This window comes from Bacillus sp. FSL M7-1345, from assembly GCF_038006985.1.
In the GTDB taxonomy this organism is placed as follows: domain Bacteria; phylum Bacillota; class Bacilli; order Bacillales; family Bacillaceae_G; genus Bacillus_A; species Bacillus_A cereus_U.
In genome coordinates, this window is sequence record NZ_JBBOWG010000001.1 from 4380341 (window position 1) to 4402787 (window position 22447).

The following is a 22447-nucleotide window of genomic DNA, read 5'->3' on the forward strand; positions in this document are numbered from 1 at the left end:
CCAGAAGCAACAGAATAACAAAAAAGCTTCTCATACTGTAAGGACTAATACAGAAACTGTATTTACTATAAAACATATAAAAAGGAGAAATCATCATGAAAAAATTAGTAGGAATCGGGTTAGCAGCAGCAATTTCATTCGGAGCATTATCAGGTTGTTCTTTATTAGGAGAAAAAGCGAACGGTATCGTTGCTTACGGTAGTGACCAACAAGTGAATTAAATTATTGATAAAAATAAATCTGACATAAAAGAAAAGAACACATACAAAATGAAACTTGCGACATTAGAAGGTAAAAAAGTACTTGTAATGGATAAGAAAACTGGTGAAGAGTTAGTGAAGAAAGAACTACTTAAGAAAGAACTACTTAAGAAAGTAGAAAAAGACGATGCAAAAGCAATTGATAAATTACCAGCAGTAACAGTCGAACAAGGTGTATTATTTGCGAAAGAAAAAGTAGAAAACGCCGAAATTAATGGTACAAAATTGAAATATGAAGGTAATACAATTATCGGTGATGGTCGTTCTTATACAGATATGTTTGCAATCGTCGATGATGCTGCATATGGAAAAGTAACAGGAGAAGAAAAATCTGTCGGTGTATTAAAAATGAATAAAGATCCTAAAAAAGAAATGGCTGATCATAGAAAAGCAGCAGAAGAAGCTCAATTAGTTAAAATTAAATAATAAAAAAAGCTTTGCGAAATTCGCAAAGCTTTTTTCTATTTATGGGCAATTTGCTCCATATCTGGACTACAAGTTTGCGACTGACATGACTTACTTAAAGAGCATGCTGCGCATTTTCCTTTTTTACTTCTCTTTACAAAATTAACTAACGTATATGCTGCATAACCAAAAATGATAGCTCCAATTATAATATTGACCATCATTGTAATACATCTCCTTCTAGAATCCGAGTAAGGACCCAACTTGGTATATAATGAGCGTTAATACATAAGCAACAACGAGCGGATAAACGACAGAGAAAACTGTCCATTTCATCGATCCTGTTTCACGTTTAATAACAGCTACTGTCGCTAAGCACGGAACATATAATAAAATAAAGAACATAAATGCATAGGCTGATAGTGCCGTATAATGTGCTCCCATTACATTTCCTAGCACATCTTCTTTAACCGCATAAATAATTGCCATTGTAGAAACGACAACTTCTTTCGCTAAAAATCCTGTTAAAAGGGATGCTGCAGCTTGCCACGTTCCAAAACCGAGCGGTGCAAATAGTGGTGCGATAAATCCACCAATCATTGCTAAGTAACTGTCTCCCATATCAACACCAAATCCTGATGGACCTGCATAGTTTAATAACCAAATGACAACAGAACCACCGAAGATGAATGTACCTGCTTTACGAACAAATCCTTTACCTTTCTCCCACGTGCTCAGCCATAACGTTTTCGCTTGCGGCACACGGTAAGGTGGTAGTTCAATGACAAAAATAGATTTTTCCGCTTTTAAAATAGTAAGAGACATAATTTTTGTAACAAGTAACGCAAGAACAATACCTGCGATATATAAAGAGAACACAACAGTTGCCTGACTATTAGGGAAGAACACTCCCGCAAATAATGCATATACAGGTAAACGTGCTGAACAAGACATAAACGGTGTTACAAGAACTGTAAGTAAACGTTCTTTCTCTTGTTCAATCGTTCTCGCTGCCATAATACCTGGAACGTTACATCCAAAGCCGATAATCATCGGAATGAACGCCTTTCCGTTTAAACCGAAAAACTCCATAATTCTATCCATAACAACTGCAATTCGTGCCATATATCCTGAGTCTTCTAATAATGAAATGAAGAAGAATAGTGCAAAGATTTGTGGAACGAATACTAATACCGCACCAACGCCAGCAATAATACCTTCTGTAACGAGTGCTTGAATAAAATCAGAAGCGCCAACACTTGTGAGCCCAGCTGTAACCCAATCAGTAAGTTGTCCTCCAAAAAATCCATCAAGCATATCCGATAAAGGTGTACCAATCCACGTAAACGTAACCTGAAAAATAAAAAACATAACTGCTAAAAAGATTGGAAGTCCTAAAATTTTATGTGTAATTAACCTATCGATTTTTTCCGAAAAAGGAATTTTTCCTTCTTTCTCATGTTGCATAACATTTGTTTTTAACTTTTCAATATACGCTTCACGAGTCTTGTAAATGTGCTCCTCCAACGTACAATCAAGTTTTCCATCTAAACGAGATCGAATGGCTATAAGTTCCTTATAAATTGGTAGTGCTTTCATTTCTTTTTCTACTACTTCGTTATTGCTTAGAAATTGTAGGGCTAACCATCTCGGATGCTCATAATTCGCTGTCTCTAAAAGAGCGATTATCTCTCCAATTCCTTCATCCATTTGTACACCATATGAAATAATGAATGGCTTTTTCTCTTTTTGTTTCTCTTCATGCAGAGTAGTAAGTAATTCTTCACAGCCTTTTCCGGTTCTTGCGATGACAGGAACGACTGTTACACCTAATATTTCTGATAACCGTTTTACATTAATCACAATTCCTCTTTGCTTTGCCACATCAACCATATTTAAACCAATTGAAACGGGCTTACCAAATTCAAGTAATTGCAATGTTAAATGCATATTCCGCTCAAATTGAGAAGAATCCACTATATTTAACATATGATGAAATTCGTCTGTTAGTAGAAAATTCGTAACGACACCTTCATCACGTGAAACTGGATTCAAATCATAGACGCCTGGTAAATCAATTAATGTTCCTTGCTTATCTTTTAATTTACCAACCTTCTTTTCTACTGTTACACCGCTCCAGTTTCCTACATACTCATAAGAACCAGTAAGTGCATTAAATAATGATGTTTTCCCTGTATTCGGATTCCCTAGCAAAGCAACCTTATTCACGCTAATTCCACCTTTATCATTTTCGCGTCACAATGACGAATACTAATTAACTGCCCACGACACTCCAATGTACAAGGACCTTTAAACATCGCTTTCTGTTTTATGCGAAGTTCGCTTCCTTCCGCAAGACCAAAAGCAGCTAGTCTACGCTTTAATAACTGATCTAACGACTGAATACTTTTTACTAACACTTTCTCACCAATTTTAATATCTACTAAGCTCATAACCTTCCCCCTCAGAAGAGAATGATAATTATTTTCAAAAAAATTATATCATACTCTATTTCACTTGGACTATATCTTTTTGCTTCATATTTATTAACATTTCGATACAATTATATTTCAATAATTGTCATACACGGTACATTTGCCATTCTCATCCATTTCAATTACAATAAACAATAACAAATAAAGAATCTCGTTATCGCAGGGGGAGCCTTACCGCTGAGAGGGAACATTTCGTTCCGACCCTTTGAACCTGTTAGTTAATGCTAACGCAGGGATTGTGCAAACGTCCGAAATACATACCTCTTTTTTATTTACGTATTTCGTATCCTCCTATGATAATGTTCTTTTTTGTGCAACTTGGATTTAGGGGGAAACAACATGCGTAACACCAATTTACAAGCGATGATCGAATCTGCTATTCTTGCAGCCTTCGCCTTGATCATCGACATTTTACCATTATCAATTAAACTTCCAACAGGCGGTTCCATCTCATTTGCTATGATTCCTATTTTTATTATTGCATACCGCTGGGGCTTCAAAAGTGCTTTCTTAGGAGGCTTAATTTGGGGGCTATTACAAATTGTTGTAGGCGATGCAATTATCGTCACACCAATTCAAGTAATCATTGAATACTTCGTTGCTTTCGCATTCATTGGATTTGCTGGACTATTTTATAAGCCAATTCAGCAAACATTAATGAATAATCAAAGAAAGAAAACCATTGCTTATATTATCTTTGCTACATTTATTGGTAGCTTCGCACGTTATTTCTGGCACTTTATTGCAGGCATTATCTTTTGGGGCCAATATGCACCAAAAGGGCAATCAGCCATCTTATATTCATTAATTGTAAACGGTAGTACAATGCTCGCTTCTTTCGCATTATGTACTGTATTACTACTTCTTTTATTTACAACTTCACCACGCTTATTCAAAAGCATCGGTGCTTATCAAATGAATTCACAAAAAAAAGGCGCTTAATTAGCGCTCTTTTTTTTATCAAAGCTCTCAATGAGTAATATCAATAATAAATACAATAAATGCACAAAAGAAAATAAATACCATCACACCTAGTAAATTGCTATTCACGGCTAATCTACTCCTTACATAATCTCTTTTTCTAACCAGATTATATCGCTTAAAAATAAAGATTAAGTAAAGATAATATGAAATTAAATTAAAAAAGCGTAACATGCATTGTCTACGCTTTTTTCGGTAAATAGAAGTAAAATAACACACCATCTTCGGTATTCTTCACCCCATATTCAGCATTGTGCAGTTCTAAAATATTTTTTGAAATCGCAAGGCCAAGCCCGGTTCCACCTTGTGAACGTTTCCGCGCCGCATCCACACGATAAAAACGATCCCAAATTTTATCTAATTGTTCTTCTTCAATGTGAGAACCTTTATTTTCAATACACACTTCTATACGATTCTTCTCATCTATTACGGAAATAATAATATCTTCTTTTTCTGGTGTATAACGTATTGCATTCGTAATGAAGTTCACTATTACTTGTTCAATTCTATTTTGATTCCCAACCACTTCAGCTGGACATATATGCTTGTGCACACTCAGTTCTTTTTTCTCTATCTCCGATGAAAGCTGTTCACATATTTCTTCAATCATTCCATCGATATAGAAAGAATCCATCTTCATGTTGTATGTGCCAGACTCAAATTTAGCTAATTCAAGCATATCCAAAATTAGTATATCCATCTTGTCTACTTCTTTTTCCATCGCCTGAAAATAGTAGTCTTTCTTATGTTCAGCTACCCCATCTTTTAAAATAGAAATACAGCTTTTCATAATACTCAGCGGTGTTTTTAATTCATGTGAAACACCTGAAATAAATTCTTTTCTCGTGTTTTCTAACTTTCTTTCTTTTTCAATATCTTGTTCTAACTGTCCAATATGTGAATGTAGTTTATTAGACAGTGTATTAATATTTTGCGATAAATCACCGATTTCATCTTTTGAAGTAATCGGGATTTTTTCTGTAAAGTCTAAATGTGCTATTTTCTTCGTTGTATCATTTATTTTTAATAACGGTTTTGCAATTTGTTTTGAATAATAGAAAGAAGCTAGAAAAATAAGAATGACTACAAACGCAATAATGTAAATGTAATAATCTTGTACCATTTGTACAGCCTCATCTACAGGTTGTAAAGAAGCCATCGCGTATATGTATGTCACCGATCCATCTTTTTCTTTTATTGGTTTGATTAATAATTTATATTTTATATCATTTTTTTCATAGTCCATTGTTTGTGTTGCATATTGTATTTGATTGCTTTCTTTTAGTAATAAATCAGCTTGAAATTCTTTTATATTATCCAAAAATAAATTGTTTTTATAAATTGGGTTTACAGGTCCTTTTACATTAGGGAACTGTACCTTCGTAATTTTCCCTGATATATTAAAATCTGAATTTTGAGCCGCCCTCTTCTTTTCCTCATCACTCATAATTCCAGCAATTTTTTTTCTTTCCACAGTGATAGAATCTTGAGCAACCTTTGGTTTTTCCTCGCTCATCTTAGGTTCTTTTTCAGCTAACTTCTTACCTAATGGTTTATGAAACCAACTCAAATTCACCTCATCTATCTTTAAATAAGATGTGATGAAACTATCGTCTCTTTTTAGTCCATCGAAATAAACTGGTCGTCCTTCCAAATCAGGTAGTGTTCCACCTTCAATCTCATCTATATTCATGAGATAGTACAAAGGAATGATAATTGTTTTTTGTCCCACTCGCTTCTCTTCTCGTCGATCTAAAGTAATTTCAAAATAAAAATCATCTGCGTGCTTTAAATTCCCATTATGATCTAACGTCGTAATCCAAGTATTATTTTCTCTTAAAAAATCTTGCTCCAGTTTCTGAACTTCCTCCGAACTCCTCGCATAATTTAAGTAACTCTTTTCAAAGGAATCTAAATTCACTTTAATATCTTCCACTTTTCGATTCGCATAATATTGCTTGAAAAATATCGTTTGTCCAATAAATATCGTCGCTAAAATCAACATGCATAAGGCTGTTGTAAGGGTAAATAATTTAAGTACAATCCCTTTTCTCATACATTCCCCTCAAATTTATAACCAGTTCGCACTACAGTTGTAATGCACTTTGCTTTCTCTCCTAATTTATTTCGCAAATTACGAATATGGCTATTAACAGTGCGATCATCTCCAGCAAATTCATATCCCCAAATTTTTGAAATTAATTGCTCTCGTGTTAGAACAATTCCTTGGTTTTTCATAAAATACACTAATATTTCAAACTCTGTATGTGTTAAAGCAATACTTTCTCCATCAACAGTAACAGTACGAGATGGGAAGTGAACATAAATTCCATGAATACATAGTGTGTCATCTTCACTATTTGGAGACTCTTTCAAAGCTTTTCTACTTTCCAATAATCGTTTCGCTCTCGCTAATAAAATTGGCGGGCTATACGGCTTCGTCACATAATCATCTGCTCCAAGTTCAAACCCAAGTAACGTATCATCTTCATCTACGCGTGCTGTCAGCATAATAATTGGTACTTGGGACGTTTTACGAATCCTTCGGCAAACAGACCATCCATCTAGTTCCGGCAACATAATATCGAGTATAACTAAATCGACCTCTTCTTCCTCAAACAAGGTTAAAGCTTCTTTCCCGTCTCTCGCTTCAAGCACTTTATATTGTTCACTCAAAAAATAATCCTTTAATATTTCACGTAAAATATCTTCATCTTCAACAATTAAAATCCTTTTTGACATAACTTATGTATCCCCCTCCCACTTTCAGAAACTACAATTTTATTTTGAATAACTACCAGTTAACTTCGCCTCGATAATATATCTATCTGGTGCATCTCCTATATAATCAAACGGATAGCAAGTCGTCAGTGTTAATATTGGTTCTTCTTTTTTTATAATAACAGTACGATCATCCGCATGGGTAATCCATGTCTTTTGAATTTCATATGTGTAAGTTTTATTATCATACTCTAAAATAAGAGTATCCTTTTCTTTTAACTCTCCTAAATCTGTAAATACAGTATCTCGATGCCCACTCAGTACAGTATGTCCTCCTCCAGATGGAGTTGTCGTTAAATCGCTAACAAACATACCAACTCCTTTTTTCAAAGTTGCATCATTCGCTCCCCAATATATAGAAAACTTCTTCTTTATTTTCGGTATATTTAACATCGCTACCTTTTCTCCTTCTTTATGTTGTGTTTGAGAAGAAGGTACTTGGGACGTTACTGGTGTTTCATATGAAAGTTGATTATCTTGTATATTTTTAAGGCTCTTTATTTCTTCTTTCGTTAATTCTTGAGCAGAGCTTTTTCCTTTATACCATTCCACAGCGTAATACGATCCCATGAATAGCCCTATGGCCATCAATATGATACCGATATAATTGAGTAACTTCACGTTCCATCCCTCCATGCAAAAAATGGTAGGAATAACCTACCATTTTTAATATATGAAATTATCCCGTTCTTTATAGGAAAATATTTTATTTATGCCTTAACTTTATTACGACGATTCAAACCAAATAATGTCCCTATCCCTACAAGACATGCGCTTAGCGCCATCATTGCTACATTATTTGATGCTGTGTTTGGTAATTTTTCACCTTGTACAGCTTGCTTCGCTACTTCTTTTTTAGCCACATCACTTTTTTCTTGTACTTGTGCTGCTCCCTTTTTCTCTACTTCGTTCTTTTGTTGCGCTTTTATTGCTTCTTCTTTTTTAGCCACATCACCTTTTTCTTGTACTTGTGCTGCTCCCTTTTTCTCTACTTCGTTCTTTTGTTGCGCTTTTATTGCTTCTTCTTTTTTAGCCATATCACTTTTTTCTTGTACTTGTGCTGCTTGCTTTTTCTCTACATCATTTTTTTGCTGTTCCTGAATTGCTGCTTCCTTTTTAGCTACATCTGACTGTACTTGCGCTGCTTCTTCCTTTGTCAGTGTTCCAGTTGAAGCACTCGCTACCGAAGAATAACCTACTGTTAAAAGTGCCATTGCACAAATTGGTAATAGTTTCTTTTTCATTTTCATTCTCTCCTCTTATACGTTTTACATCACGTCGCATCGGATGTATCACTAGAATAAACAATAGATATAAATATAAGATGCAGATGAAGTATATTTCATTTAAAGATTTCATTGTAGAAAAATAAAAAAACATCGCAATATATACGATGTTTTTTCGGGTGTGTGTCTCGATATTTATTTGTTACTTTCGCGTGATTGAGAAGTAGAAAGGGCCGGAGTGATAACTAATTGTCTCGGCTCAGTTTTCTTGAAGTGATTTTTGACGTTACACTTACGACATTGAACGACCCATGCTTTAATAGGATTTGTTAAAATAATTTTTTGCCTTTCGTTAGGGGCCTCTTCTTCCAATTTACAACTATCGCTCCACTTACTCCATTTCATTGTAAATTTAGAAGAAGAATGATCGTCTTCTCGATCAAACATCTGCAAAAAATCCATTTCTCCAGCTAACATTACGGTGTTACTAGTTGCTAAAAAAGAAAAGGTCGTCCAATGTTTCTCCATGCCCTCCTACTCCTTTTTCACATATAGAGTGCCTAAAACTTAATTTACCTAAAATATGCTTGCCTTTTACCTTACACTTATAGTTTATCCAAAACACTACTATGCAACTATCGATTTGTCTTACAAATCACCTTACATTTTTGTAAGAAACGAAAAAACCTTCACTCTATATACGTGAAGGTTTCTCATTTCTTATCTATAGAATCTTTCATATCATCAAGTCCAGCCTCTTGCAGCTGCGACATCATACCGTGGGATATTGCGCCTAATACTAAAGTCATTCCAATTAGTGAAATGCGAATTGCAGGTACATCAATTATGTAAGCCAACATACCAAGAACAATTGTTAAAAGCAATGCTTTTATAAATGTTACACTTGTATACTGTTTCTTTTTCATCATAATCACCCTTTATGGAAGCGTTTTCTTAATGTAATCAGTATATCATATCATCTGATTATTTTGTGGGGATTTCTGTAAAAACCTTATATCTTCTTTGACTTTTTTCTTTCTATCCTTTACAGTCGAAATGTTCACAAGTTTTACACTGTAGGAGGATTCAAATGAAAATTGAAATAAAAGACACTTTAATTTCTGAAGAACAATTACAAGAAAAAGTAAAAGAACTAGCTCTTCAAATCGAACGTGATTTTGAAGGAGAAGAAATCGTAGTAATCGCTGTATTAAAAGGATCTTTCGTATTCGCTGCTGATTTAATTCGTCATATTAAAAACGAAGTAACAATCGACTTTATCTCTGCATCTAGCTACGGAAATCAAACAGAAACAACTGGAAAAGTAAAACTATTAAAAGATATCGATGTAAACATTACTGGAAAAAACGTAATTGTCGTAGAAGACATTATCGATTCTGGTTTAACACTTCACTTCTTAAAAGATCACTTCTTTATGCATAAACCAAAAGCATTGAAATTCTGTACGTTACTTGATAAACCTGAACGCCGTAAAGTGGACTTAAAAGCTGAGTATGTTGGCTTCCAAATTCCAGACGAATTTATCGTTGGCTACGGTATTGACTGTGCAGAAAAATATCGTAACTTACCATTTATCGCTTCAGTTGTAACGGAATAATATAAAAAAATAAAGTGAAACTTTAATCAGTGGGGGTTTTGTCTATCCCCCACTGATTATTAGTTGAACCAATCGGGCTTTTACGGGCAGTTGATCTCCCACCTAACTTCCTCGTATTCGTCGAAATTTGAGGTGGGAGTCTTACTGCCTGTTAATGCGGGGTAAACTTCCATCAATTATTGATGGAAGTTTATTTTCTATCACGATTCGTAAAAGACAAAGGGAGAGAATAAAAATGACAAAGACAAAATTTGAAAAAGTACTCCTCATCGTAAATCCGAAAGCAGGACAAGGTGATTTACATGCAAACTTAACGAAAATCGTACCACCACTTGCCGCAGCTTTTCCAGACTTACATATCCTTCATACGAAGCAACAAGGTGATGCAACAAAATATTGTCAGGAGTTTGCTAGTAAAGTAGATTTAATTATCGTCTTCGGTGGTGACGGAACTGTATTTGAATGCACAAATGGCTTAGCCCCTCTTGAAACTAGACCTACCCTTGCAATCATTCCAGGCGGAACTTGCAACGACTTCTCTCGCACACTCGGCGTTCCGCAAAATATTGCAGAAGCAGCAAAACTCATTACAAAAGGACATGTAAAACCAATTGATGTCGCAAAAGCAAATGGACAACACTTCTTAAACTTTTGGGGTATTGGACTCGTCTCTGAAGTATCAAACAATATTGATGCAGAAGAGAAAGCAAAGCTTGGTAAAATTGGTTACTATTTAAGCACAATTCGAACTGTAAAAAATGCTGAAACATTCCCAGTAAAAATCACTTACGACGGACAAGTATATGACGACGAAGCTGTCCTTGTTATGGTTGGAAACGGTGAATATCTCGGTGGTATTCCTTCCTTTATTCCGAACGTAAAATGCGATGACGGAACACTTGATATTTTCGTCGTAAAATCAACAGGCATCCAGGCGTTTAAAGATTACATCGGAAAGAAACTATTTGAGGACACAAATACAAATGATATCTTCCATGTAAAAGCGAAATCCATTCATATTGAAACAGAAGAAGAAAAAGAAGTAGATACAGATGGAGAAAGTTCGCTTCATACACCATGCCATATTGAATTGTTACAAGGGCACTTTACGATGATTTATAATCCTGCGTTTGTATAATCACTATTTCACTATAACTTTAATAATTACTAAACTTCGCATTTTTCAAAAAAATATAGTATGATGAATAAATAAAAGGTTGTTAACAAAAACGTTAACAACCTTTTTTGTTTTTTCTAAAAAACTTTTCAATTTAAAGGAGCGATCACATGTATTGGAGAAAAAATGATAAACCTGTAGAAGAACCAGAAGCAATTGCTGTGTGGGAATGCGAAGCAGACGACTGCCTTGGATGGATGCGTAAAAACTTTTCTTTAGAAGATAAGCCGCAATGCCCGTTGTGTAAAGGCGACATGAAAAGCAGTGAACGATTACTACAGAAGTTATAATACCTTTCCCTCTTTATCTTTTATATACTGAAAAGATAGAGGATTTTATTTCTCCTTATCTACAGTACAAGTTGCTTCCTAATTATAAATAATGAAAGAAGCAGCTATTACGTAGAATAGCTGCTTCTTTCAATCTATAACTTCTTCATCGCTATAAATTCCATATAATATTCCCCTAAATTTATCTCTATTCATCATCCCCCTTACTCACTACATACTACACTTCTTTCGGAAGAACAATTTTTTTATACAATTGAACTGTAATGAAATAATAAAACACATAAATGACTAAGAAAATAATAATCGGCAGCCAAATACGGAAATATGGATTATCTATTAAGAACGAGAACATGTTCATTCCGACTAACACGTGCATTATACCTACGATCGCTGGGAACAAGAAAACTAAAAGTAACTCTTTATAAATTGATTTCGTTAATAGCTCATAACGCACACCCATTTTACGAAGCATTTGATAGCGAATAATATCTTTTGAAGCACCAGAAAGAATTTTAAACATTAAACAGCTTGCCAGCATCGCTAAGAAAGCTATGCCTAAGAAAAATCCCATAAATACTGTTCCACTGTAAGTACTGTAATATCCTTCATATAGCATATATTTACTCAAAAGATGTACGTCCTTCATATCTTTATATTTAGCTAGCTCTAATTCATCAATTTTTTTCCATTCTTCTTTATACGTTATAAAATTGTCCGTTTTCCCCAGTATTATAATTTCTTCTTTACCTTGTATCCCGTCATACATCTTTTGATCTACAATTTTTATCTTTTGACTAGGATTCATATATGTCTTTTGAAGAGACCTTAAAACATTTCCCCACTCTTCTGGAATTACATTGGTATTATCCTCATTTTTTTCTTGCCTATGGCTTAAAACGGCTCCGACAATTAGCTCCCTCGAAACAGGAACGAATCGGCTACTATTCTCGTCTTTTCCAGTACGTGTTAGCGGACGATTTCTTTCTAAATCTTCTTTCAATTGATAAATAAACTGCTCATCTACTTTATATCGATATTCATTCTTTTCTTTAAATGTAATACTATCTAATATTTTCTTTTCTTCTGCTGTGGGATTTTTAATTTCGACATCATAGTATTCTGCACTCTCCACCATATTTGTGACATTATTTTTTAACGCCATACCACTGGAGATGGCACCCGCACCGAGAGCCACTAACATAGCAACTGTCGCTAATACTTTCGTTAAACTATTAATAGAAAAACTTAACTGTGCAAACGTAAACGCATTGATTCCTTTTTCACTACGATTTTTATTCGCTTTTAGTTTGTTAATAATAATGGGAAGGAATGATGCAAATAGCATATAAGTTCCTAGTGTTACTGTAATTGTAGCAATGATAAATCCTGATTCCTTTAACTCTTTCATATAAATCATCGAAGCATAACCAACTGCTAATAAAATAATTGATAAAAGTGCTACTATATTCGTTAGTTTTCCTTTAGTAGGCGTACGCTCTGTGTGACTATTGGAGTGAACGAGTTGTAATAGCGAATTACGCACTAGTTTCATACCATTCATAATTGCGGACAACATAAATAATGCAATGAAAAAGATGAAAGTAACAATAATTGATGGTACATAAAATGCATGATAACCACCGCCAGTAAATTCTAGTTCCTTCATCAGTAAATGTCCAACGCCTTGCGCCAAGATTATACCGACTATCACACCTACTATAAGAGATACTATTCCTAATACAATTGTTTCAATAAACATGAGCAATGTAATTTTATGCTTTTTTGCCCCTAATACCATATACATACCAAATTCTTTTTGCCGAAGTGATAATAAAAATGAATTGGTGTATAAAATATAAAATAATGTAATGAAACCTAATAAAAATGATCCTGTTTGGAAGACTGAAAAAATTCCATCCATGGAATTCCCTTCGATAAACGTTTTATTTAACGCTAACGTTTGAAACATATAAAAAATTGAAATAGACATAATAAGCCCAACTAATAAGACCATATAGTCTTTTCGTTTACTTTTTAGTCCCGACATGGAAAGTTTGAATAACATGTTGAACCTTCTTTCTTATGCTTTTTGTGTGCCTAAATCTGCAAGCACATCTAAAATTTCTTTATAAAACTCTTCACGAGTACCTCTGCGATGAATTTCTTTATACAATTCTCCATCTTGGATGAATAAAATACGTCGGCAATAACTTGCGCTTAATGGATCGTGTGTAACCATCATAATTGAAACATCCTGTTCTTCATTTAAGTTGGTCATCGCCTCTAATAAACTTTTCGCATTTTTAGAATCAAGCGCTCCTGTTGGCTCATCTCCTAAAATTATTGCTGGCTCATGTACAAGGGCACGAGCCGCCGCCGAACGTTGTTTTTGTCCCCCAGATACTTCGGACGGATATTTTTGAAGAATCTCTGAAATTCCTAACATCTCTGCTACCTTTTTCACATTTAATCCAATTCTTTTCGAATGAACACCTTGCAGAGAAAGCGGTAATGCAATGTTTTCATAGATTGATAAATTTTCAAGTAAGTTAAAATCTTGAAAGATAAACCCTAGTTTCTCTGAGCGAAAATCAGATAATTCCCCTTGCTTCATTTTCGTAATATCTGTTCCAGCAATTTCAACAATTCCACCTGTCGCTTTATCTAATGTAGAAATTACATTCAATAATGTTGTTTTCCCTGAGCCAGATGGTCCCATAATTCCAACGAATTCACCCTCTTGAATCGAGAACGATACATTCTTTAGTGCATGTGATTGACTCTCATCTTTTCTACCGTATACCTTTTGTACATTCTTTACCTCTACAACTGATGCTGTCATTTATATCCTCCTACACTTCTTTTCCAATTTTTGTTTTCCTTACATATTTTCCGAGCATTTCTTAACCCATTTCTAAGTATAGATAGCATTTCTTAATAAATAGCAGCGGATATTCTTAACATTTCTTTAAGAATATGAAAAAGCCCCAAAGCTAGTAGCTTGGGACTTTTGGTTTCTATATTCTATTTTTAAATAAGAAATAAAGACTTTATTTCTCCTCTTTAATCTTAATTTTTGCTTGTTTCTGAAGAGCTGCATCTTCCATTTTATCTATAGATTTATGAACTGATTTTACTTCTTCTCGTACTTTTCCAAAAGCTTCTTTTTCTTTGTTCCATACTTTTTCTTATTCCTCTTAATCTTACTCTACCTAAAAAAAAATGATATTCATCTCTTCTTCACTTTTAATAGACACTATTCTTTGCTACCCTTTAGGTTCTACTAAAATGACATCTTCTAAATCATATAAATTCGCCTTGGTTTTTGCATAAATAATATGTGCAAGACCATATTTATCGGGCTCTTGATCTATTACCTCTGCTACTTCAAGACCAGGTGGTATTTTCTGGCTCAATTCAGAGGTAATAATGCTATCACCTATTTTTATTTCTTTCGCTTTATCTGATGGAATATTATTAATTCGAAGAGCTTGTTTTTCCTTATCATACCCTGTGACAAATCCTAAAATGGATGAGTTATTTTGGAAGGTGATTGCTAAACGATTTGTTCGTTCATCTTTCGTAATTAATTTCACAATAGATGTAAATTGATCTACACTCTCTACCTTTCCAATAAGACCACTCACCGTCATAACAGCCATATCAACCTTTACACCATGTTGTACCCCTCTATCAAGAGCGATTTTTCCATACCAATCTTCTGCTACACGCCTTACTACTGTAGCTTGAATTAAATTATATTTTCCTTGTTCCTTTAATTCTCTCGTCTTGTTGATAAGCTTAGTAAGGTTTTCTTTCTCCTCACTTAACATTTGCACTTCACTCTTTAACGATTCTTGGTTCTCGATTTTTTCTTTCAATAATTGATTCTCTTTATATACTTTATAAATGTCTTCTATATTGTGAATAATATTTTGTACATGCCTATTATTCGTACACACATACATCATCAATAAAACAAAAAGAATAATTGAAAGAAATAATAATATTTTCCTCTTAGAAACCTGCATAATCATCCTGTTACTCCTTACCATTTTTTATCTACACAATATAGAATACTAGTAGTTGTATACAGAAGAAATGCAGTTTAGATAAAGTTCAGATAATCTTTATCTTCCTTATAAAAAATTTAGAAATTATCATATACTGCCATTACATTTGAAGCTTGATCGTTACTTTATCTATTGAATACAACTTATCATTTCTATAACTAGACATGCTTTATTGTTACTTTTTCTTTTGCTTTAGCGGGCATTTCGTCACCTTGTATTTCTTCCCATTTCATACCATAAGTCCCTTTAGACTTAATCTTTACATATGCTCCTATTCGTAAATGTTTTGAAGAAGTCATCATAATTTTTTGTTCTTTACCAGATTCATCATATCCTTTAAATTTATAGTTCCATCTACCAAAACCATTACTTTTGGCTTCATATTCCCCATCACTGTCGACAACAGCATAATAAATATCTTCTTTAATAAACGGATTGAGTTGATCTACAATCGGTCCACCTTTCACTACAAGTAATGTAACTCCAACTATAATCAATACGATAAACGCACTTAATTTTTTCATATAACTTTCGATTCTCCACTTCTCTGTTTTATTAGTCAACGTCCACCTGAATGATGGAATAAGACTCTCTCTAAATCAATAGCAACACTATCGCTCATTCTTCCCTAATTAGAAGGTAACCGATATTTCTAATGCCCTTCTAATTAAATTGGCAATAAGATAATAAATTGAATAACCCCATTTTCATATTCCGCTCGAATTTCTCCTTTATGCAATTCAACAATGCTTTTTGCAATTGCAAGCCCCAAGCCTGAACCTTCTACAGCTCTACTTCTAGATTGATCTTTTTTATAAAAACGCTCAAACAAATTCTCCAATTCTATTTTTGTAAATTCTTCACTATGATTCGCTATAGAAATTTTGATATGCTGTTCTTCTCTTTGAAGTGAAACTTGAATTTCTGCTTTATCTATACTGTATTTAATTGCATTTATTAAGAGGTTTTCAAACACACGCACCATTTTTTCCGAGTCCACAACGGCATATATACGATCTTCCTGAAATTTTTTCACGAATGAAAGATTATGTTCCTCCGCTTGTGGTACTAGCTCTTCTATTAACTGATCAAGTAGTTCATTCATACACACTTCTTGTGAATCTAACACCATATTTTCATCTGTTAGTTTTGTATACTCAAACAAATCCTCTATTAACATCTTCAACTGCTCTGATTTTGAAAAAGCAATTTTTATATACTCATCATGCTGTTCTTTATTTTCATATTTCGCATCACCTAGTAAGCGTAAATACCCCATAATAGAAGTAAGTGGTGTTCTTAAATCATGTGATACATTTGTAATCAATTCACTTTTTTGTTTCTCTATTTGTTTTTCTTTTTCTATATTAGCCAAAAGCTTTTCTGCCATTTGATTAATATTTGAAGTTAATACACCTATTTCATCTTGACCTGCCTGTTTGATTTTGTATTGTAAGTTCCCTTTCGAAAACTCTCTTACTCCTTCTGCCATTGCTTCAATCTGATTCATCTTTCTTTTCGTTATATAAAAGAAAGAAAGTAGAAAAGTAATAAAACCTAGTAAAGATGGGAATGGACTACTACCGTTCACTACATACTTTACATTTCCTTGTGGTATACCACTTGCAATGATATACATATTTTTCGAATTAACAGTAACTGGATAAAAGGTTGTAAACTCCTTACGCTTTTGTTCAGCTCTATCTTGAATTAAATTCTGTGCCTCTACATATCGTACTTGATCCATTTTAAAATCCATTACATTACGCATCGTCTCATGAAGATTAATCTGTTCTTCCGGTGCTCCCTTTGTTTTATAAACCACTTTCCCATTCTCATCTATTATTAAAACCTTCAATTGATTTTGATGATTCAATTGATCAAGCAGTTCTTGTATATTAATTTCCTTACCCTCTTCTGTCATACTTTCAACAAGCCTTTGTGTCTGTCCATCAATGGCTTCCATACCTGATGCATAATCAATGATAGAAATTTTATTCGCATCCTCGAAAAAGGAAGATGAAGACCACCCTACTAATACACCAAGTAATGTACAGAAAGTAAATGTAGTAATTAGCTGTACACGTATACTCTTTTGCAAATAACTAACTGTTTTACCTATCATTTTTTTTAAAACTTGATTCATCCATATTATCGGTTCAAATATCTTTCTCAATCTTGTAGCCAACTCCCCATATTGTTTTAATGTAACGAGGCTTCCTTGGAATTGCCTCTATCTTTTCACGTATTTTCCGAATATGTACCATCACAGTATTATCGGATTGGAAAGCTTGCTCTTTCCATACTCTTTCATAAATTTGTTCTGCATTTAATACCATTCCTTGATTTCGTGCAAGCAATTCTAATATCTCAAACTCTCTCGGTGTCAATTTCACCTCTTCATTTGCAATAATGACCTGCCGCGTTGCTATATTTATCTTTATATCTCCAACTTCAAATACATTTTCATCTTTTACACTTGCCCCGCTCATTTTCATATATCTCCGAAGTTGTGATTTAATACGAGCAATGAGTTCAAGTGGATTAAATGGTTTTGCTACGTAATCGTCTGCTCCAGTTGTTAACCCTAGAATCTTGTCCATATCTTGCGTTTTTGCCGACAGCATAATAATGGGCATTTCCGCTATTTCTCTCACTTTCATACACATATGAATACCATCTATTTTCGGCATCATAATATCAAGTACAATTAGATGCACGTCTCTTTTCCTTACTATTTCTAACCCCTCTTCACCATCTCCAGCTTGTAATACTTCGTAACCTTCATTCTTCAAATAGATGGCAATAAGTTTTCTAATTTCCTTCTCATCGTCCACGATAAGTATCGTTCCTTTACTCACAAAATCTCCTCCAGCATCATTTACCAAACTATGAATGTTGCTTTATTTCACTCACTACTGCATTCTTCTTATGCATATACACATAAGAAATACTAGAAACTATGATAACGATGCCACCAAAATATATACCATACTCGGTCACAAGGGTTACTATCATTTCTATATGCTTTCCAAATATAGAGCCTAGTACAAAGTAAACTAACGTCCAAACAAATCCTGTTACATATGAATAAATCGCATACGTTTTAAATGACATGTTATTCATTCCTACTAAATACGGTACGATATGTCTCACAACGGGGATAAAATAACTTATTACTAATGCATAATGACCATATTTCCCTACTATCTCTTGTGATTTTAAAAGGTACTTCGCCTTTTTCTTTTTCATCAATTTTTTAAGCACTTTTATGCCAAATATTTTCCCTAGTATGTAACCTAAAGAAAGCCCAGATACAACGCCTAAATATGTTAATAAAAACGCAGGAATGACACTTAATACGCCTAATGAAGATACAAATCCACCACTCATTACAATCATTTCATCTGGAATCGGCATACCGATAATACCAAGCCATAAACAAAAAAATAGTGCCCAATAACCATACTGCTCAATGTATGATATTAATTCATGTAGCTCCATTATGCATATGCTCCCCTTAGCTCTTTTTTACAGCTAAAGACGTAGGCTGGCGGGAAATTAAACCAAACTTTTTCTAGTGTAATTTCAGGGAAGAAATGCTGTATAAATCCTTTTTTTACAAGTGAATATTGAAATGTAATGAATTCACCACTCTCATGTATCGCTTCCATTGCGTTGTTTAAAATGCGTTTTGAAACCTCTTCTGGTAAAGATGTGAAAGGCAATCCTGATAAGACGTAATCAATGCATTCTATATTGAGCTCTTCCATATACGTCTTTATATTTTCAGCTGAACCATGTACAACAATGACATTCTGCTCATCTTTAAATTTTCTCTTTAGCTCTTTGAAAAACACTTCATTAATTTCGATAAGAAGAAATATTGTCTCCTTCTTCTTTCGCTTCATAATTTCTTTCGTAAAGACCCCTGTACCAGGACCTAATTCCACAATGCACTTCGCTCTATTAAAATCAATTACATCTACCATTTTCTTTGCTAATATTTTTGAACTTGGCGCAATCGCACCAGTATGTTTCGGGTGTTTAATAAATTCATGTAAGAATGTTATGAGTTGCATGTAAATCTCTCTCCATTCGTTCAATAGTTTTTAACTTGTGTTTAAGTATAACTATCGTTTCTTAATAAAAATTGAGGAGATTTCTTAAGATTTTATGAAGAAATCAAAAAACAGCTACCGCTTATAGCGATAGCTGCCCCTTTATTACTTCGCGCTCACAATCTTATAATAAGAACGAACTGTTAAAAAGTAATATCCGATATAAATGACACCGTATACTCCGATACTAATTAGGAGCGGAATCATAATTTCAAATGGTAGTATGTTCCCTAAACCTTTTAATGCAAACAAACTGTGTAGAATTCCGATTACTAACGGAATCGCAAAGATAAAGCTTACTTGTTTTGCGATAGCTTTTTTCATTTCCTGTTTCGTTACCCCGACTTTACGAAGTACAACATAACGCTCACGATCAGCATTTGCTTCTGTTAATTGTTTAAAGTAAATGATAGAACCTGTTGCTAGTAAGAATACAAGTCCTAAGAACATTCCGATGAACATCATTAGTCCAGTTCCTTCAAGCCCCATTTGGAAACCAGTGTAGAAATCTCTAAATGATGGTACCATTTCTGATTCACCAGCTGGCATCACTTTTGTTAATTTTTCTGTTAATACTTTACTGTTTCTTTCATCTTTTACATCAATATTTTTTACAACACGTGTTCCAAATGCTTGCTTTGCTTGTTCATATGTTTCATCTGAAACGACAACAACTAGTTCACCTAAGTTCGTAATTGCATTATCATTTGCGCCTTGAATCGCTAATTTCTTCGTTTCATTTCCAATTTGGAATACCGCTTTATTTCCTTTATATTGAGGGCTAAACTCATGCCCTTCAATATAAGAACTATCATATATAAATGCTTCACCAGCAGCTACATTCACTGTTTCTGCATCGATTTTTTTAGCAAGTTTATTAAATTCAGATTGAGACATAAATTGATATTTCTCTGAGATACTGTAGTTCATATTAAGGATGAAATCAACTTTATCTCCTTCAAACTTTCCTTTTACAGGAACCATCTCAACTTCAAATTGATCTTTTACAGGATGATTCTCTTTCTCTTCAGCAAAAATCGCATTTACTTTCTTATCTAGTTCTGCATCTTTTTTCTCATAAGAATAGCTGTATGGCGCGAATGCTTTTGATTGTGTAAATGTGTTGTAATACATCGTAACTGATGTACCAACTGCCGTTAATGTTACCGCACTTAAAATAGAAATTGTTGCAAGTGACTTTGCATTCCCTTTAATACGATATAGTAGCTGTGACGTCGTTACCATATTCATACCGTTATAAAACGATGATTTATTATTTCTTGCACGTTTTAATACGAATACTGTAAAGAACATAAATAGTAAGTACGTACCTACTACTGTCGCAAGTAAAATATAAAGTGCAACTGCCATAAAGTCTGCATACTTAACTGCCTTCATGAACATTAATGCTAAGAAATAACCTGAACCGATTAAGAAAATCGAAATTAACGCCATAATTACAGATCCTTTTGGCATTGCTTCTCCTTCGCGTTCTGCGCGGAAAAGTTCAATTAGCTTGAATCGATAAATTAAACGATATCCTTGAAGTGATGTATACAATATAATCACAAAGAAAATAATTGCTGTATCAACAATTGCAGCCATCGGTACTTCAAAATGAACATTTAAATTTAACCCCATCATACTTACTAGTAGTTCAAGGAATAGTTTTGAAAGGACGCTACCAATCGCAATCCCAATAATTAAAGACATTAATCCCATTAACATATTTTCATAAAAGAGCATTTTACCGATCTGTCTTTTTCGAATACCTAGTAACGAATATAGCCCAACTTCTTTTTTACGCTTCCGTGTAAAGAAACCGTTCGAATATATAATGAACACCGCTACGAAGATGATTAGCATGACACTTGAAACTTGAAACGCACCGCTAATTTTTTTAGAACCTTCCGCAGCTTTTTCCATTTGCGAATTATATTGTAGTGCTTTAAATGTAAAGTAAATTACAATACTAAAAATCATAGATGCAAAATATACAAAGTAGTCTTTAAAGTTCCGCTGTATGTTGCGGAGGGCAATGCTAGATAAGGTCATCAGCCATACCTCCAGAAATGGAAGACATTACGTCAACGACTTTTTGGAAGAACTGTTTACGTGTTGATTCACCGCGGTGCAATTCTTTATATAACTCACCATCTTTAATGAAAATAACTCGTTTACAATAACTCGCCGCAAATGCATCATGCGTTACCATTAAAATTGTAGAGTTATCATATTCATTTAACGACTTCATACTTTCTAATAAATCTGTCGCTGATTTAGAATCAAGTGCTCCAGTCGGCTCGTCCCCAAATATCATACTAGGACTTGTAACGATCGCACGCGATGCTGCGCAGCGCTGCTTCTGTCCACCAGATACTTGATATGGGAACTGACTTAAAATATGATCAATACCGAATTTCTTTGAGATTTCAAGAACGCGGCGATCAATCTCATTCGCTTTCACCTTCGATAACGCAAGAGGTAACGCAATGTTTTCTTTTACCGTTAACGTATCTAATAAGTTATAATCTTGGAAGATGAAACCTAAATGATCACGGCGGAACAACGCCAGCTTATCATCGTTCATCTTCACGATATCTTTTCCATCAATTAAAATTTCACCGTCCGTCGCATTATCAATTGTAGAAAGAACATTTAAAAGAGTCGTCTTACCAGAACCAGAAGGTCCCATAATTCCAACGAACTCACCTTCTTTTACTTGTAAGTTAATACCTTTTAAAGCTGCAAATTTATTCCCACCTGTGTCATACACTTTTTCAATATTTTTTGCTTCTAACACTGTTTTCATCTCGACATCCCTCATTTCTTCTATTCTCTATTTTCAACTATATACACTCTCTACTCTTGCCACTATCGATGTTTCTTACACAAACATGACAGTTATGTAAGGCACATAAGTAAAGACATAAAAATTTAACCTACTGAATGAAAGTACTTTGTTACTATAGCATTGGGATATCATACCATCCATTCATTCTCCTTACAGGAACATTACA

The 22447-nt window shown here is 34.0% G+C and carries 23 protein-coding genes, 1 pseudogene and 1 riboswitch; of the genes and pseudogenes, 5 read left to right on the top strand and 19 right to left on the bottom strand.

The window, feature by feature from the left end; translation table 11 throughout:
• Positions 1-95 precede the first annotated feature (95 nt).
• Positions 96-686 (top strand): annotated as a pseudogene (locus MHB76_RS22930) (lipoprotein BA_5634 family protein).
• A 35-nt stretch (positions 687-721) separates the two neighbouring features.
• Here the strand turns inward: MHB76_RS22930 and MHB76_RS22935 are convergent.
• From MHB76_RS22935 to MHB76_RS22945, 3 genes are read right to left on the bottom strand one after another with little or no spacing between them, the layout of a single operon-like run.
• Positions 722-889 (bottom strand): FeoB-associated Cys-rich membrane protein, encoded by a 168-nt coding sequence (locus MHB76_RS22935; protein ID WP_000989601.1) that lies wholly within the window; start codon positions 887-889, stop codon positions 722-724.
• Positions 890-905: 16 nt separating this feature from the next.
• Positions 906-2894 carry a ferrous iron transport protein B gene (feoB, locus tag MHB76_RS22940; protein WP_002160102.1) on the bottom strand — a complete coding sequence of 663 codons (1989 nt, stop codon included), beginning with the start codon at positions 2892-2894 and terminating at the stop codon, positions 906-908.
• Entirely contained in the window at positions 2891-3118 is a 228-nt protein-coding gene (locus tag MHB76_RS22945) for a FeoA family protein (RefSeq protein ID WP_000060510.1), read from the bottom strand. The genes feoB and MHB76_RS22945 overlap by 4 nt, the downstream gene beginning before the upstream one ends.
• Before the next feature lie 194 nt (positions 3119-3312).
• A riboswitch (TPP riboswitch) is annotated at positions 3313-3414 on the top strand.
• Positions 3415-3478: 64 nt separating this feature from the next.
• On the opposite strand from MHB76_RS22945, the gene thiT reads away from it, so the two are divergent.
• A complete protein-coding gene (thiT, locus tag MHB76_RS22950; protein ID WP_340988224.1) occupies positions 3479-4102 on the top strand; it encodes an energy-coupled thiamine transporter ThiT in 624 nt (207 codons plus the stop codon).
• A gap of 220 nt (positions 4103-4322) precedes the next feature.
• Here the strand turns inward: thiT and MHB76_RS22955 are convergent, their stop codons facing one another.
• From MHB76_RS22955 to MHB76_RS22980, 6 genes are all read right to left on the bottom strand, one after another.
• Positions 4323-6197 carry a sensor histidine kinase gene (locus MHB76_RS22955; RefSeq protein ID WP_340987767.1) on the bottom strand — a complete coding sequence of 625 codons (1875 nt, stop codon included), beginning with the start codon at positions 6195-6197 and terminating at the stop codon, positions 4323-4325.
• Positions 6194-6883 (bottom strand): response regulator transcription factor, encoded by a 690-nt coding sequence (locus tag MHB76_RS22960; protein WP_340987768.1) that lies wholly within the window; start codon positions 6881-6883, stop codon positions 6194-6196. The genes MHB76_RS22955 and MHB76_RS22960 overlap by 4 nt, the downstream gene beginning before the upstream one ends.
• A gap of 39 nt (positions 6884-6922) precedes the next feature.
• Entirely contained in the window at positions 6923-7543 is a 621-nt protein-coding gene (locus tag MHB76_RS22965) for a class D sortase (protein ID WP_078173912.1), read from the bottom strand.
• An 89-nt stretch (positions 7544-7632) separates the two neighbouring features.
• Complete coding sequence (locus tag MHB76_RS22970) at positions 7633-8166, bottom strand: LPXTG cell wall anchor domain-containing protein (RefSeq protein ID WP_340826465.1); 534 nt, start codon at positions 8164-8166, stop codon at positions 7633-7635.
• 177 nt (positions 8167-8343) lie between these two features.
• Positions 8344-8676: a hypothetical protein gene (locus tag MHB76_RS22975; protein ID WP_002112483.1), complete on the bottom strand. Its 333-nt coding sequence runs from the start codon at positions 8674-8676 to the stop codon at positions 8344-8346.
• A gap of 185 nt (positions 8677-8861) precedes the next feature.
• Positions 8862-9077 carry a hypothetical protein gene (locus MHB76_RS22980; protein WP_000976189.1) on the bottom strand — a complete coding sequence of 72 codons (216 nt, stop codon included), beginning with the start codon at positions 9075-9077 and terminating at the stop codon, positions 8862-8864.
• 161 nt (positions 9078-9238) lie between these two features.
• On the opposite strand from MHB76_RS22980, the gene hpt reads away from it, so the two are divergent.
• The 3 genes from hpt to MHB76_RS22995 all read left to right on the top strand — a co-directional run bounded on the left by hpt (position 9239) and on the right by MHB76_RS22995 (position 11233).
• Complete coding sequence (gene hpt, locus MHB76_RS22985; RefSeq protein ID WP_000687586.1) at positions 9239-9766, top strand: hypoxanthine phosphoribosyltransferase; 528 nt, start codon at positions 9239-9241, stop codon at positions 9764-9766.
• A gap of 235 nt (positions 9767-10001) precedes the next feature.
• A complete protein-coding gene (locus MHB76_RS22990; protein WP_078173910.1) occupies positions 10002-10904 on the top strand; it encodes a diacylglycerol/lipid kinase family protein in 903 nt (300 codons plus the stop codon).
• Between the two features lie 149 nt (positions 10905-11053).
• On the top strand, positions 11054-11233 hold the full coding sequence (locus MHB76_RS22995; RefSeq protein ID WP_002067775.1) for a cold-inducible protein YdjO-related protein: 180 nt from the start codon (positions 11054-11056) through the stop codon (positions 11231-11233).
• Positions 11234-11450: 217 nt separating this feature from the next.
• Here the strand turns inward: MHB76_RS22995 and MHB76_RS23000 are convergent, their stop codons facing one another.
• From MHB76_RS23000 to MHB76_RS23045, 10 genes are all read right to left on the bottom strand, one after another.
• Entirely contained in the window at positions 11451-13298 is a 1848-nt protein-coding gene (locus tag MHB76_RS23000) for an ABC transporter permease (RefSeq protein ID WP_340987773.1), read from the bottom strand.
• A gap of 15 nt (positions 13299-13313) precedes the next feature.
• Complete coding sequence (locus MHB76_RS23005; protein ID WP_002067773.1) at positions 13314-14075, bottom strand: ABC transporter ATP-binding protein; 762 nt, start codon at positions 14073-14075, stop codon at positions 13314-13316.
• A gap of 424 nt (positions 14076-14499) precedes the next feature.
• Positions 14500-15270 (bottom strand): rod shape-determining protein MreC, encoded by a 771-nt coding sequence (gene mreC, locus MHB76_RS23010; RefSeq protein ID WP_340987775.1) that lies wholly within the window; start codon positions 15268-15270, stop codon positions 14500-14502.
• Positions 15271-15464: 194 nt separating this feature from the next.
• The gene (locus MHB76_RS23015) at positions 15465-15830 is read right to left on the bottom strand and encodes a YxeA family protein (RefSeq protein ID WP_215569360.1); all 366 of its coding nucleotides are present in this window, start codon (positions 15828-15830) and stop codon (positions 15465-15467) included.
• A gap of 143 nt (positions 15831-15973) precedes the next feature.
• A complete protein-coding gene (locus tag MHB76_RS23020; protein ID WP_340987777.1) occupies positions 15974-17482 on the bottom strand; it encodes a sensor histidine kinase in 1509 nt (502 codons plus the stop codon).
• A complete protein-coding gene (locus tag MHB76_RS23025) occupies positions 17466-18167 on the bottom strand; it encodes a response regulator transcription factor (protein ID WP_340987779.1) in 702 nt (233 codons plus the stop codon). Before MHB76_RS23025 ends, MHB76_RS23020 begins: the two co-directional genes overlap by 17 nt.
• 28 nt (positions 18168-18195) lie before the next feature.
• The gene (locus MHB76_RS23030) at positions 18196-18810 is read right to left on the bottom strand and encodes a DedA family protein (RefSeq protein ID WP_070140046.1); all 615 of its coding nucleotides are present in this window, start codon (positions 18808-18810) and stop codon (positions 18196-18198) included.
• On the bottom strand, positions 18810-19388 hold the full coding sequence (locus tag MHB76_RS23035) for a class I SAM-dependent methyltransferase (RefSeq protein ID WP_002123387.1): 579 nt from the start codon (positions 19386-19388) through the stop codon (positions 18810-18812). The genes MHB76_RS23030 and MHB76_RS23035 overlap by 1 nt, the downstream gene beginning before the upstream one ends.
• 144 nt (positions 19389-19532) lie before the next feature.
• Entirely contained in the window at positions 19533-21482 is a 1950-nt protein-coding gene (locus tag MHB76_RS23040; protein ID WP_088079565.1) for an ABC transporter permease, read from the bottom strand.
• On the bottom strand, positions 21469-22239 hold the full coding sequence (locus MHB76_RS23045) for an ABC transporter ATP-binding protein (RefSeq protein WP_002067765.1): 771 nt from the start codon (positions 22237-22239) through the stop codon (positions 21469-21471). Before MHB76_RS23045 ends, MHB76_RS23040 begins: the two co-directional genes overlap by 14 nt.
• Positions 22240-22447: the final 208 nt, after the last annotated feature.

Bases quoted from the DNA above. Each gene is read 5' to 3' on its own strand.
- MHB76_RS22935 (WP_000989601.1), bottom strand. From the start codon at position 889: ATGATGGTCAATATTATAATTGGAGCTATCATTTTTGGTTATGCAGCA.
- MHB76_RS22945 (WP_000060510.1), bottom strand. From the start codon at position 3,118: ATGAGCTTAGTAGATATTAAAATTGGTGAGAAAGTGTTAGTAAAAAGT.
- MHB76_RS22955 (WP_340987767.1), bottom strand. From the start codon at position 6,197: ATGAGAAAAGGGATTGTACTTAAATTATTTACCCTTACAACAGCCTTA.
- MHB76_RS22960 (WP_340987768.1), bottom strand. From the start codon at position 6,883: ATGTCAAAAAGGATTTTAATTGTTGAAGATGAAGATATTTTACGTGAA.
- MHB76_RS22970 (WP_340826465.1), bottom strand. From the start codon at position 8,166: ATGAAAAAGAAACTATTACCAATTTGTGCAATGGCACTTTTAACAGTA.
- MHB76_RS22975 (WP_002112483.1), bottom strand. From the start codon at position 8,676: ATGGAGAAACATTGGACGACCTTTTCTTTTTTAGCAACTAGTAACACC.
- MHB76_RS22980 (WP_000976189.1), bottom strand. From the start codon at position 9,077: ATGATGAAAAAGAAACAGTATACAAGTGTAACATTTATAAAAGCATTG.
- hpt (WP_000687586.1), top strand. From the start codon at position 9,239: ATGAAAATTGAAATAAAAGACACTTTAATTTCTGAAGAACAATTACAA.
- MHB76_RS22990 (WP_078173910.1), top strand. From the start codon at position 10,002: ATGACAAAGACAAAATTTGAAAAAGTACTCCTCATCGTAAATCCGAAA.
- MHB76_RS22995 (WP_002067775.1), top strand. From the start codon at position 11,054: ATGTATTGGAGAAAAAATGATAAACCTGTAGAAGAACCAGAAGCAATT.
- MHB76_RS23000 (WP_340987773.1), bottom strand. From the start codon at position 13,298: ATGTTATTCAAACTTTCCATGTCGGGACTAAAAAGTAAACGAAAAGAC.
- MHB76_RS23005 (WP_002067773.1), bottom strand. From the start codon at position 14,075: ATGACAGCATCAGTTGTAGAGGTAAAGAATGTACAAAAGGTATACGGT.
- mreC (WP_340987775.1), bottom strand. From the start codon at position 15,270: ATGATTATGCAGGTTTCTAAGAGGAAAATATTATTATTTCTTTCAATT.
- MHB76_RS23015 (WP_215569360.1), bottom strand. From the start codon at position 15,830: ATGAAAAAATTAAGTGCGTTTATCGTATTGATTATAGTTGGAGTTACA.
- MHB76_RS23030 (WP_070140046.1), bottom strand. From the start codon at position 18,810: ATGGAGCTACATGAATTAATATCATACATTGAGCAGTATGGTTATTGG.
- MHB76_RS23035 (WP_002123387.1), bottom strand. From the start codon at position 19,388: ATGCAACTCATAACATTCTTACATGAATTTATTAAACACCCGAAACAT.
- MHB76_RS23040 (WP_088079565.1), bottom strand. From the start codon at position 21,482: ATGACCTTATCTAGCATTGCCCTCCGCAACATACAGCGGAACTTTAAA.
- MHB76_RS23045 (WP_002067765.1), bottom strand. From the start codon at position 22,239: ATGAAAACAGTGTTAGAAGCAAAAAATATTGAAAAAGTGTATGACACA.